Here is an 11870-nt window from a genome sequence, read left to right on the forward strand (position 1 = left end):
CAAAGGTTTGTTTTTAAATTCTTCGCGTGCCGTTGCGGCCTTTGCGGTTTTTATCTTTTTAAAATGCGGAATACCGTTAGTTTGTAGTTCGTAGGGTAATGGCCATTGCCCACCGTACCCGCCCGAGCTGTTTTCTGGTGGGCGGTGCCTTTATGCCCCGGTGGGTACAACACCCTACGCACTTAGCACTATCGTAAGGTCACCAGCTCTTCGGCGCTGGTGGGATGGATGGCCACGGTGTTATCGAAATCGGCCTTGGTGGCGCCCATTTTCACGGCCACCGCAAAACCCTGCAACATCTCGTCGGCACCCTGGCCGATGACGTGCACCCCCACCACCTTTTCCTGCGCGCCGACACACACCAGCTTCATCGCCGTGGTGGGCCGGTGCGCGGTAAAGGCATGGGCCATGGCGGTGAAGCGGGTCTGATACACCTTTACCGCATCGCCGTGTTCACGACGCGCCTGCTCCTCGGTCAGGCCGATGGTGCCAATGGGCGGGTGGCTGAACATCACCGTGGGAATGTTATCGTAATCCAGCCGGCGCTCGGTCTGCTGATTGAACAGCCGGTCCGCCAGCCGCCGTGCCGCGGCGATGGCCACCGGGGTGAGTTGGGCGCGACCGGTCACATCACCCACCGCGTAGATACCGGCCACATTGGTGTTCTGAAACGCATCGGTGGGGATATAGCCGCGCGCATCCTGTTCCACGCCGGCGGCGGCCAGGTTGAGCGGCCCGGTATTGGGGCTACGGCCGATGGCCCAGATCAGTTGATCGATCTCGGTCAGCTGCTGGCCGTTTTCAAACTGCAGGGTCAGCGTGCCATCTTCTGCTTTTTCCACTTTCTTCACGGTCACGCCTGACATGATATTCACGCCGTCGTTGCTCATCTCTTCCATCAGCGTATCGCGCAACATCGAATCAAACTCGGCCAGAAAATGCTGCCGGCGCAGCAGCAGATCGACATCGCTGCCCAGGGCATTGAGCACCCCGGCCAGCTCCACGGCGATATAGCCCGCCCCCACCACCGCCACGCGCTTGGGCTGTTCGGTGAGCGCAAAAAAACCGTCCGAGGTGATGCCCAGTTCCGCGCCCGGGGTGTCGGGCAAAGTGGGCACCCCACCGGGGGCGATCACGATGTGGTCGGCGGTGTAGTGCTCGCCGTTCACCTCCAGCGTCCGGGCATCCACAAAACGGGCGCTACCCTGGATCGCATCGATATTCGAATCCGCCAGATAATTGCCGTACCAGTCGGTGATGCCCTTGATGTAGGCCTCGCGCGCCGCCACCAGCTTGGCCCATTTGAAGCCGTAGACATTGATGTCAAAACCATAACTGGAGGCATTGCGCAGCGCCTGCGCCATCTCCGCGCCGTACCACATCACCTTCTTCGGCACACAGCCCACATTGACGCAGGTACCGCCCATCTTGGCGCTCTCGATCACCGCGCAGCGGGCGCCGTAGACCGCGCCGCGCTCCGCCGCGGACAGGCCGCCGCTGCCGCCGCCGATGGCAATGAGGTCATAGTGTTTGCTCATAGCGACTCCTTACCTTCTTAAAGGTCACGTTTGCGTAGGGCGTACCCACCGGGGCATAAAGGCACCGCCCACCCATCACGCATTGTTTAAATCTTTAATGGTGGGCAATGCCTTTATGCCCCGGTGGGTACACCCTACTTGCCTGCAGCCATAACAGGCGATTGAAAAAGTTTCTGTTTAGCCCATCCACTGCAACGGCGCCTCGTTCATCATGATCGCCGCCTGCTCGCGCAGGGCCAGGATCTGCTCTTCCCAATAGCGCGCCTCGCCGAACCACGGAAAGTGCATGGGGAAGGTGGGGTCATCCCAGCGCCGCGCCAGCCACGCCGAATAATGGATCATGCGCAGGCTGCGCAGCGGCTCGATCAAGTGTAACTCGCGGGGATTAAAATCCATAAATTCACTGTAGCCCGCCAGCAGTTCGTCGAGCTGGCCGGTCATCTGCCGACGATCGCCCGACAGCAGCATCCACAGATCCTGTATCGCCGGGCCCATGCGTGCGTCGTCAAAGTCCACGAAGTGCGGGCCGTCGTCGGTCCACAGGATATTGCCGGGGTGGCAGTCGCCGTGCAGGCGCAGCGACAGCACCTTGCCCTCCAGCGCGCCCGCCCGCTCGAAACCGATTACCACCTGTTTGAGCACATCCTCCACCAGGGTCGTATAGGCCTCGCGCAGGTCGTCGGGCACAAAACCCGTGGACAGGATGTAGCGAAACGGCTCGTGGCCGAAACTGTCGATACTCAGGGAGGGGCGATGCCGAAACGGGCTGGTGGCGCCGATGGCGTGGATGCGGCCCAGAAACCGTCCCACCCACAGCAGGTGATCGGGGTTTTCCAGATCCGGGGTGCGGCCCCCGCGCCGCGGATACAGCGCAAAGCGAAATCCGCCATGCTCGAACAGGCTGCGCCCGCTCGCATCCCGCAGCGGGGCGACGGCGGGGATCTCGGCCTGCGCCAGCTGCGCGGCAAAATCGTGTTCCTCCTGGATCGCCGCATCAGTCCAGCGCTGGGGCCGGTAAAATTTGACGATCACCGGCGCGGCCTCTTCAATGCCCACCTGATAGACGCGGTTCTCGTAACTGTTCAGCGCCAGTTGCCGGCCGTCACTGTGTCCGCCGACCAGCGGCGCAACGCTGTCCACGGCATCCAGCACCGCGTCGGGGGTCAACAGGGCGTAGGCGTGGGTGGGATCGGTATCGGTGGTCATCATGTTTAGTGGCTCGCCGTTGGCGTACTGGGGACCCGTTAGGGTAACATCTATTGCGCTTTGTTCTTGAAACCATCGTACCTGGAAGCATCGTACCTGGAACCATTGTACTCTCAACCATCGCCGCGTCTTTTTCGGACCCGGCCCCAGCCATCGGGAACACGCTACACTTAACATCATGCCAGATAACGCCTCCAACCCCCTGCTACAGCTGACCGACCTGCCCCCCTTCAGCGCCATTAAACCCGAACATGTGGAGCCGGCCATCGAGCAGATCCTGGCCGACAACCGCGCCGCCATCGAGGCCCTGCTGGCCAATGACGTCACGCCCGGCTGGGACAACATCATGCGCCCGCTGGAGGATCTCGAGGATCGCCTCGCCCGCGCCTGGTCGCCGGTCAGCCACATGAACTCGGTGGTCAACAGCGAGGCGCTGCGCGCGGCCTATAATGCCTGCCTGCCCAAGCTCAGCCAGTACGCCACCGAGATCGGCCAGAACCGGCGTCTGTTTGCCGCCTTCCTCGCGGTGCAGAAGGACGAGGGCGATCGGCTCAGCATCGCCCAGCAACGGGCCATCGACAACGCCCTGCGCGACTTCCGGCTCTCCGGCGTGGACCTGCCCGAGGACAAAAAACAGCGCTACATGGCCATCAAACAGGAACTGTCCGGCCTCACTGCCAAGTTCTCGGAGAACGTGCTGGACGCCACCCAGGCCTGGAGCATCCTCATCGAGGACCCGGGTCGCCTGGCCGGTCTGTCGGACTCCGCCATCGCCATGGCCAGACAGACCGCCGAGCAGAGACAACAGACGGGCTGGCTGTTCACCCTGGAATTCCCCAGCTATTTCGCCGTGATGAGTTATGCCGATGACCGCGCCCTGCGCGAGGAGATGTACATCGCCTTCGCCACCCGCGCCTCGGATCAGGGACCCAACGCCGGCCAGTTCGATAACACGCCGCTGATGGGACAGATTCTCGCCCTGCGCCACGAGCTCGCCCAGCTGCTCGGTTTTGAAAACTACGCGCAGCGCTCGCTGGCCACCAAGATGGCCCCCAGCGTGGAGAAGGTCACCGCCTTCCTGCGCGACCTCGCCGATCGCTCGCTGGGCATGGCGCAGGAGGAGCTGAACGAACTGAAGGCCTTCGCCCGCGACCGGCTCGGCCTCGACCCTCTGGAGCCCTGGGACATCACCTACGCCTCGGAAAAACTGCGCCAGCACCGCTACGCCATCAGCCAGGAGGACCTCAAGCCCTACTTCCCCGAGGCGCGCGTGGTCAGCGGCATGTTCGAGGTGGTCAATCACCTGTACGGTCTGGAGATCCACGAGCTGCAGGAGGTCGATACCTGGCACCCCGATGTGCGCGCCTTCGAGATCCATGACCGCGAGGGTGAACCCCGCGGGCGTTTCTATCTCGACCTGTACGCGCGCCCCAACAAACGCGGCGGCGCCTGGATGGACGAGTGCATCGCGCGCCGCGAAACCGCGAACGGCATCCAGCTCCCGGTCGCCTACCTCACCTGCAACTTCTCCGCGCCGATCAATGATACCCCGGCGCTGTTCACCCACAACGAGGTCATCACCCTGTTTCACGAATTCGGTCACGGCCTGCATCACATGCTGACCCAGGTGAACGTGCTGGCGGTCTCCGGCATCAGCGGCGTGCCCTGGGATGCGGTGGAACTGCCCAGTCAATTTCTGGAAAACTGGTGCTGGGAATCACAGGCCATCAATCTCATCGCCCAGCACTACCAGAGCGGCGAGCAACTGCCCGACGCGTTGTTCGACAAGATGATCGCGGCGAAGAATTTCCAGGCCGGCATGCAGATGGTGCGGCAGCTCGAATTTTCCCTGTTCGACTTCCGCATCCACGCGGAATACAACCCGCAACAGGGCGCGCGGGTGCAGGAGATCCTCGACGAGGTGCGCGCCGAGGTGGCCGTCATCCGGCCGCCCGACTATCACCGTTTTCAGCACAGCTTCTCGCACATCTTCGCCGGCGGTTACGCGGCCGGTTATTACAGTTACAAATGGGCGGAGGTGTTATCCTCGGATGCCTTCTCAAAGTTCGAAGAGACCGGTATCTTCAACCGGGACACCGGGCTGGCCTTTCTGGAGGCGGTGCTGGAACAGGGTGGTGCACGCGACCCCATGGATCTGTTTATCGAATTCCGTGGCCGCGAACCAGAAATAGACGCCCTGCTGCGCCATTCGGGTATCCAGTAACGCAACCCGGGCAGCCGTTTTTTTATCACCCGGCGCAGACCGGGGCTTGAGTAACCGCGCATCACATCATGGACTGTACGCAATGAAACCACGCAGCCACTATCACACTCTTTTTCGCACACTTTGTTGTTACAACAGGCCGGCGGCCTTCATCGGCCTCATGCTGTGTCTGCCGGCCGTGCTGCAGGCCGCCTTCGTTACCGACAAGATCGTCGCGGAGGTGCGCTCCGAGCGCTTTGGCCAGGGCACCCTGCTGAAAAGCCTGCCCAGCGGCAGCTCGGTGGAAGTGCTGGTGGCGGACGGAAAATATTCCCGCATACGCACCGCCGACAATGTCACCGGCTGGATCAACTCCACCTTTCTCACCAACGAAAAACCCACCCAGCTGGAATATCTGGAACTGCTCGCCGCCTCCAAGCTCACCGAGGCCAGGCTTCGTGAACTCGAGGAACAGCTGGCCAGCAGCGCCGGGAACAACAGCGCCGAAGTCAACGACGAAGAGATCGAGGCCCTCAAAAAGCAGGCCCAGGATGCCCGCTGGATGAAGATCGAGATGATGAAGGCCCGCGATCGTGCCGATCAGGCCGAGGCCAAACTCAAGTCTCTCGGCCAGCAGACCGGCGACAGCCAGAAGACACTGGAAAAACTGCGCACCCAAAACCAGGATCTGGAACAGCGCCTCGCCGCCGCCCTGCTGGTCAACGAGCAGCAGGAGACTACCCTGCTGCAGACCGCCAGTGCCGCAACCCTTGCCGACACCAGCACCGAACCAGCCTCGCCGGCAGTTGACATGGATCCGCCCGTATCCAGTGGCCGCTGGAGCGTGGCCATCGAATGGTTTCTTGGTGGCCTGTTCAGCGCGCTGTTAATCGGTTTTGTGGCGGGACTGCTGTGGCTGGATCGCCGCCTGCGCCGACGCCATGGTGGTTTCAGAATCTATTAAGCACATCGCGCTCGCGCGGTTGCCCCCCGCCCCATACCGGCCAAACCATAAATAGAAGCCATTAGAAGCCATGTTAAAACTCGCCTCCTGGAATGTGAATTCCCTCAAGGTCCGCCTGCCCCATCTGCTGGACTGGCTCGCCGCACAGCAGCCCGACATCCTCGGCCTGCAAGAAACCAAGACCATTGATGACAACTTCCCGTTGGAGGCCATCGAGGCGGCCGGCTATCACCTGCACTTTGCGGGACAGAAGACCTACAACGGCGTTGCGCTGCTGAGCAAGACTCCCATCAGCGACATCGTCACCGATCTGCCCGGCCTGGAGGATCCCCAGCGGCGGGTGCTCGGCGCGACCGTCCAGCACCCCGGCGGCGCGGTGCGTTTTCTCAACCTGTATGTGCCCAATGGATCGGAAGTGGGTTCGGAAAAGTACGCCTACAAACTGGCCTGGCTGGCGGCGCTGGAAAAATACATTGCCGCGCAACTGGCCGAACACGAAAGGCTGGTGGTGGTCGGCGACTTCAACATCACCCCCGATGACCGCGACCTGTGGGACCCCGTCGGCTGGAAGGACAAGATCCTCGCCAGCCCGCTGGAGCGCGCCGCATTACAGCGCCTGCTGGATCTGGGACTGAGCGATACCTTCCGCCTGTTTGAACAGGAGCCCGAGACCTATAGCTGGTGGGACTACCGCGCCGCCGGCTTTCGCCGCAATCATGGCATGCGCATCGACCTGTTGCTGTCCAGCCCGGCGATGAGCCGGCGCTGCACGGCCAGTTATGTCGATCGGGAACCGCGCAAACTGGAACGGCCCTCCGACCATGCACCGGTGGTGGCCGAATTTAAGCTCTAACCATAGCGGCCCACTGCCTCAGCCGCGATCGGCACCCTTATATTTCGCCCCGGGTTTTGGCTTTGGCTTCGGTTTTGTCGTCGCAGGCTTTGCCTTGGGATTTGCCGCGGGTTTTGCCCTGGGCGTTGCCGAGGGTTTCGGCTTTGCTCCCGGCCGCGATCTGGCGTACGGTGAATTTGCCGGCCCAGGCTTTGCTGTCTCTCTCGCTTCGGCTGTCGGTTTGGCCTTCGGTTTGTCTTTCGCCTGATCTTTCGACTTGTCTTTTGATTTATACAACGGCGACACCACCGTCTTTGGCGACACTGCCGCCTTTGCCTCCGGCTGATCGCGGTATTTCATCTGCAGCCCGCTGAGGAAATTACGCAGGATCTGATCCTTGCATTCACGATAGTGTTTGTGGTCCGGACGACGCGACAACGCACTCAGTTCATGCTTGCTGATGCTCAGGCCTGACAGATCCATGATCGCCAACACATCCTCGGCCTGCATGTTGAGGGCGATCTTTATTTTCATGAAGACGATATTGTTGTTGATCTTCTTCTCCGGCTTGGGCGTCTCCCCCTCTCGCTTGCCCCGCTTGTCGATGATCAGGCCATTGAGAAAGGCGGCCAGGGCGGTGTCGCCACAGTTTTCATACTCCGGGTCTTCATCACGTTTTAGCCAACGCGTGACCTGTTCCCGCGGCACTTCATATTCGGCCAGTCCAAAAAGGGCAACCATCCTGGCATCGTTAAACTTAAAGGTGTAGCGCAGGCGGCGCAGAATATCGTTATTGGTCATGGATTCATCTCGTTGGTCAGTGTTTATTCTTGCTTGTTATTGTTCTTGTCGTTCGCAGCCGTATCCTTGCGCTGGTTTTATTCGTATCGTCAATGACGTAGGGCGATCGCCTTCATCGCTCACTCCGCCTCTTCCTCGGTGCCGTCGGCATGGCGCGCAAAGCGACCCCGCTCGTCATGCACGGGATCGGGCCTCGGCCAGGGCCAGCCCCCGAACTGGGTTTTCCGGTAGTCATGGATGGTCTGGCGGATCTCGTCCTGGGTATTCATGACAAAGGGGCCATGCTGCGCCACGGGCTCGTTGATCGGCCGGCCCTGTAGCAACAGCAGGCGGCATTCCTCCTCGCCGGCCTCTAGCACCACATCAAGATCGGACTGCAGATCGATCCTGTGCATCGCCGCCACATTTTCGTAATCCACCTGCAAGCTAGCGCCCCGATAAAAATACAGCGCCCGACTCAGGCCGTCCACCGATGCCGGCAACACCCAGCGCGCGCCGGCGGACAGCACGAGAGTCCAGATCGCCACCTGGTTGTCTGGCGTCGCCGCCCATGAATCGGGCGGCGGCGGCAAGGCCTGGACGCCGTCAAGCGTACCGGCGATCACCTCCACCGTGGTCAGCCTGCCGTTGGCATCCTCGAACACACGCCGGGGAATGTCCTGCGCCCAGAACATGGAGAAGTGGGGCTCCACCAGCTTGTTGGCCGCCGGCAGGTTTAGCCAGATCTGAAACAGCTCCAGCGGATTGTCCTGCTCACGCTGGAGCAGCGGAAACATCTCTGAGTGCTGCACACCCTTGCCCGCGGTCATCCACTGCACATCGCCGCCGCCATAACGTCCGGCCGCACCCATGGAGTCGGCATGATCCACCAGCCCCTTCTGCACCACGGTCACCGTTTCAAATCCACGATGCGGATGCACGGGAAAACCCGGCACCCGGTCGCCATGATACATGCGCCAGCCATCCCGGATCTCGAAATCCATGCCGATATTGCGGCCCGCCAACGAGGCCTGCGGGCCGGCCTCGGCATTGCCGGGCGGATAAAAATCGCGATGGTAGGCACAGAACAGAAACGGGTCACTGGTCTGCCATTGAAAATCGATCGGCGTGATGCCTTTGATGGAAGGGCTGCTCATGAGGTTATCTCCACGCGAGCTTCTGCATTTGCGGCATCTGCTTGCTGCAGGACAATATTGTAGACATAGGTCTCCAGTCCAGCGGACTCGCTGTCCGGTATTCTGGTGGCGATCATCTGCGCCGCCTCGGCATCGCTCTTTTGCATCAGCAACAGATCCGCATCATTGAGCGGCTGGCCGGGAAAATACATCTGCGTGACCAGCCTGACATAACCACTTTTAGTTACCTTGAAGTGGATGTGCGGTGGCCGCAGCCAGTGCTCCGCGGCGGGATAGGTCCCGGGAAAAATCGTCTTGAACCGGAACCCTCCCTCGCGCCCGCTTGGCACTATCGCCCAGCCCTGGAAGTCGGGATCCAGCGGCGCCCGGTTGCGATCCCGGGGGTGCCGGTAGCGCCCGGCGGCATTCGCCTGCCACAGATCCACCGTTGCATCCTCGATGGGTTTTCCTTCGGTATCCATCACCCGTCCCTGAATGATAATCACCCTGCCCTTGGCAACCCCTGTCCGCCCCTCCACCCGGGTCAGATCGAAATCCCGGTCTTTCTGCGCGGACAGCGGATAGAAGGGACCCTCGGTCTCGGGCGGCGTTGGCGGTCCGGCGCGCAACAGGCGGGCAAACATCGCCAGCGGCAGGCCGAGCAGGAGACTCTTCAATACAGTTCTGCGATTTTTCATAGGCATGGTATCAGGGTCTGTTACGGCTACGGTTGATCGGCAGTGGCATAGCCGGCTCGCGGGGGCAGCACGCGTATACTATGCCTGCCCCGCGATCCTGGCGGGAACGGCGGAGTTAATTGTGAAACATCACGCCAATACCGAACTGGATCCGAGACTCGGTATCACCACCCCCCTCTGGCCACAGGTGCAGCTGCTCGATCGTGACCAGCGGATAGACATAGTCGGCCTCACCGATACGGCCGACGCGCTTGTCCACCACGGAACCCTTTATCGTCAGCAGACGGCCCTGGGCATAATCCGCGGTCTCCAGATAGCCGCTGCGGGTTGCCAGGAAACGGCCCAGGGGGTTTTGCCCGACATCCGGCCGCTGATTGTCATCCAGTGGATAGGCCAGAATCTCGAACTGGGTGACGTCCCTGAGATTGCTGCTGGCAATGATAACACCGCCCCACAGGATCGTCGTACCCTGTGCCGCCGGAATATTGTCCACCGCCCGCTGCGGGGTAAGGCGGGTGTCGATACCGGTGGTGTCAAAATCCGGCGTGGCGGCACAGGCGTGCAGCAACAGGGCCAGCGGTAGAAACAGGACAGGGTGCAGGACTCTCATGACAGGTGCCTCTTGTTACCAATAATCGTTCCCAGCAATCGTTACCAACAATCGTTACCAGTAATACGGCGAATACGGCCAGTGATAGTAGGGCCAGGGGTAATAGGGCCAGGGATCATAGCGCCACCAGAAGGGATCGTCGTCATAGTGCAGCGGCTCCGCCTGCGGCGCCCAGAGATGAAAGCCCGTGACCGCCACCACCGGCAGATGGTATTCATACTCGCCGATCAGCCGGGTCGTCTGTCCCTCGACCGTACCCCGCACCGTCAGCTCTCGTCCCGGCTGATAGACCAGCGGATCGGCAAAGCCCTGGAAGCTGGCGACAAAGCGGCCGCCACTCTCGCCCTGCGGCTGTGGGCGACCGTTGGCTTGCAGCTTCCGGCTGATGATCTCGACCCAGGTCTGGTCCGGCCTGTTGTCCACCCGGGTGATCACCCCGCCCCAACGCACCTCCACATTCTCCGAACCGCCGAGATTCGCGCGCACCGCCGCCACCGACGGATCGCCCGCCGGGAGCTTGCGTATCGGTGCCGGGGGCTGGCTGGCGCAGCCGGCAAGCGCTGATAGCACGATGAACAGAACGACAGGGGCAATCGGTTTCATGGTCTATCAATGATAGTCGAATCCGGGCAGGCCAGTGGGCCGCTGTCTGGTGCAATGGCTATCGATTACCCGTGCTTTTGCGTTATCGATTGCAGTATTTATTCCAGCGTTTATTGCCGAGTTTCTTGCAGCATCCACCCACCCGCGCTATTCGTTGAGGTATGCGCGACAGGTTACTATCCATGCAATCACACACCTTTGAAGAACAGGACGACACCACCGCCCCGGCCGATCCGGTGCGCGCCCAGCGCAGCACCGGCCACCGGGTCGGGCGCGATCTGCTGGCGGCCACCGAGCCCTTCGCGGTGGAATCGGTGGCCCGCAGCTGGTGGGAGGTGGGCCTGACCTTTAGCCTCACCCTCGCCGCGCTGGTCGGTGCAGGCACGGCCCCCTGGTGGCCGCTGCGGCTGTTGCTGTCCCTGCTCAGCGCACTGCTGATGGTGCGCGCCTTCATCACCTATCACGACTATATGCACGGGTCGATTCTGCGGGACTCACGCCTCGCCTGGCTGCTGTTTCGTGTGTATGCCACCTTCGCCCTCACCCCGCCGCGCTCCTGGCGCAAGAGCCACAACTATCATCACGGCCATGTGGGCAAGATCAGCGCCGCCAGTGTGGGCGCCTTTCCGATAATCAGCGCAAGAATGTGGCGCGAGGCATCCACCTCGGAACGGGCAATGTATCGTTTTCAGCGCCACCCGCTGGTGGTGGTGTTTGGCTACCTCACCATCTTTGCCATCAACATCTGTCTGCTGCCGCTGCTGAACGATCCCAAAAAACACTGGGACTCGGCCCTGGTGCTGGTGGCCCACGGCGGACTGATGGCGTTGTTGTGGGGCGTCGGCGGCTTCGACGTGGTGTTGTTTGTGATGCTGCTGCCGCTGACCATCGCCTCCGCCCTCGGCAGTTATCTGTTTTTTGCCCAGCACAGCTTTAAGCGCATGCACATCATCTCGCCCGAGTCCTGGACCTTCTATCGCGCCGCCCTGGAGTCGTCGAGCTACATGCGCCTGAACCGGATCATGCAGTGGTTCACCGGCAACATCGGCTATCACCACATCCATCACCTCAACCTGCGCATCCCCTTCTACCGCCTGCCCGAGGCGATGGCCGCCATTCCCGAACTGCAGTCACCGGTCACCACCTCCCTCATGCCGAAGGACATCATCGCCTGCTTCCGCTCCTGCCTGTGGGATGAAGAACGACAGCGCATGGTCTCCTATCGCGAGGCGGAGCGGACAGGCTCCTAGGAGCCTGTCGGACTATGGAAGAATCTACTGCGCTGATGGGAAATCGGCCC

General features: G+C 61.4%; 10 protein-coding genes and 1 pseudogene. 4 read left to right on the top strand and 7 right to left on the bottom strand.

Annotation, left to right across the window (positions count from 1 at the left end; all coding sequences use genetic code 11):
• Window positions 1-188: 188 nt before the first annotated feature.
• Together gorA and RRB22_03355 are read right to left on the bottom strand one after the other, a co-directional pair.
• A complete protein-coding gene (gene gorA / locus RRB22_03350) occupies window positions 189-1538 on the bottom strand; it encodes a glutathione-disulfide reductase (protein MDT8383429.1) in 1350 nt (449 codons plus the stop codon).
• Window positions 1539-1715: 177 nt separating this feature from the next.
• Window positions 1716-2747: a serine/threonine protein kinase gene (locus RRB22_03355; GenBank protein MDT8383430.1), complete on the bottom strand. Its 1032-nt coding sequence runs from the start codon at window positions 2745-2747 to the stop codon at window positions 1716-1718.
• Between the two features lie 175 nt (window positions 2748-2922).
• Between RRB22_03355 and prlC the strand changes: the two genes are divergently transcribed.
• The 3 genes from prlC (at window position 2923) to xth (ending at window position 6764) form a co-directional block, all read left to right on the top strand.
• Window positions 2923-4968: an oligopeptidase A gene (gene prlC / locus RRB22_03360; protein ID MDT8383431.1), complete on the top strand. Its 2046-nt coding sequence runs from the start codon at window positions 2923-2925 to the stop codon at window positions 4966-4968.
• Between the two features lie 82 nt (window positions 4969-5050).
• Entirely contained in the window at window positions 5051-5911 is an 861-nt protein-coding gene (locus tag RRB22_03365; GenBank protein ID MDT8383432.1) for a TIGR04211 family SH3 domain-containing protein, read from the top strand.
• A gap of 70 nt (window positions 5912-5981) precedes the next feature.
• The gene (gene xth / locus RRB22_03370; GenBank protein ID MDT8383433.1) at window positions 5982-6764 is read left to right on the top strand and encodes an exodeoxyribonuclease III; all 783 of its coding nucleotides are present in this window, start codon (window positions 5982-5984) and stop codon (window positions 6762-6764) included.
• Window positions 6765-7088: 324 nt separating this feature from the next.
• Here the strand turns inward: xth and RRB22_03375 are convergent.
• The 5 genes and pseudogenes from RRB22_03375 to RRB22_03395 all read right to left on the bottom strand — a co-directional run bounded on the left by RRB22_03375 (window position 7089) and on the right by RRB22_03395 (window position 10570).
• Window positions 7089-7544: pseudogene (locus RRB22_03375) on the bottom strand (DUF1456 family protein).
• A 119-nt stretch (window positions 7545-7663) separates the two neighbouring features.
• Window positions 7664-8680 carry a pirin family protein gene (locus RRB22_03380; GenBank protein MDT8383434.1) on the bottom strand — a complete coding sequence of 339 codons (1017 nt, stop codon included), beginning with the start codon at window positions 8678-8680 and terminating at the stop codon, window positions 7664-7666.
• Entirely contained in the window at window positions 8677-9357 is a 681-nt protein-coding gene (locus RRB22_03385) for a protocatechuate 3,4-dioxygenase (GenBank protein MDT8383435.1), read from the bottom strand. The genes RRB22_03380 and RRB22_03385 overlap by 4 nt, the downstream gene beginning before the upstream one ends.
• A gap of 115 nt (window positions 9358-9472) precedes the next feature.
• Window positions 9473-9967 (bottom strand): Slp family lipoprotein, encoded by a 495-nt coding sequence (locus RRB22_03390; protein MDT8383436.1) that lies wholly within the window; start codon window positions 9965-9967, stop codon window positions 9473-9475.
• 54 nt (window positions 9968-10021) lie between these two features.
• Window positions 10022-10570: a Slp family lipoprotein gene (locus tag RRB22_03395; protein MDT8383437.1), complete on the bottom strand. Its 549-nt coding sequence runs from the start codon at window positions 10568-10570 to the stop codon at window positions 10022-10024.
• 182 nt (window positions 10571-10752) lie between these two features.
• Here RRB22_03395 and RRB22_03400 point away from each other — a divergent pair, with 182 nt between their 5' ends.
• Complete coding sequence (locus RRB22_03400; GenBank protein MDT8383438.1) at window positions 10753-11820, top strand: fatty acid desaturase; 1068 nt, start codon at window positions 10753-10755, stop codon at window positions 11818-11820.
• Window positions 11821-11870: the final 50 nt, after the last annotated feature.

The sequence above is a fragment of the Gammaproteobacteria bacterium genome, from assembly GCA_032250735.1.
In the GTDB taxonomy this organism is placed as follows: domain Bacteria; phylum Pseudomonadota; class Gammaproteobacteria; order SZUA-152; family SZUA-152; genus SZUA-152.

Coding starts and splice junctions, on each gene's coding strand:
- gorA (MDT8383429.1), bottom strand. CDS start 1,538: ATGAGCAAACACTATGACCTCATTGCCATCGGCGGCGGCAGCGGCGGC.
- RRB22_03355 (MDT8383430.1), bottom strand. CDS start 2,747: ATGATGACCACCGATACCGATCCCACCCACGCCTACGCCCTGTTGACC.
- prlC (MDT8383431.1), top strand. CDS start 2,923: ATGCCAGATAACGCCTCCAACCCCCTGCTACAGCTGACCGACCTGCCC.
- RRB22_03365 (MDT8383432.1), top strand. CDS start 5,051: ATGAAACCACGCAGCCACTATCACACTCTTTTTCGCACACTTTGTTGT.
- xth (MDT8383433.1), top strand. CDS start 5,982: ATGTTAAAACTCGCCTCCTGGAATGTGAATTCCCTCAAGGTCCGCCTG.
- RRB22_03380 (MDT8383434.1), bottom strand. CDS start 8,680: ATGAGCAGCCCTTCCATCAAAGGCATCACGCCGATCGATTTTCAATGG.
- RRB22_03385 (MDT8383435.1), bottom strand. CDS start 9,357: ATGAAAAATCGCAGAACTGTATTGAAGAGTCTCCTGCTCGGCCTGCCG.
- RRB22_03390 (MDT8383436.1), bottom strand. CDS start 9,967: ATGAGAGTCCTGCACCCTGTCCTGTTTCTACCGCTGGCCCTGTTGCTG.
- RRB22_03395 (MDT8383437.1), bottom strand. CDS start 10,570: ATGAAACCGATTGCCCCTGTCGTTCTGTTCATCGTGCTATCAGCGCTT.
- RRB22_03400 (MDT8383438.1), top strand. CDS start 10,753: ATGCAATCACACACCTTTGAAGAACAGGACGACACCACCGCCCCGGCC.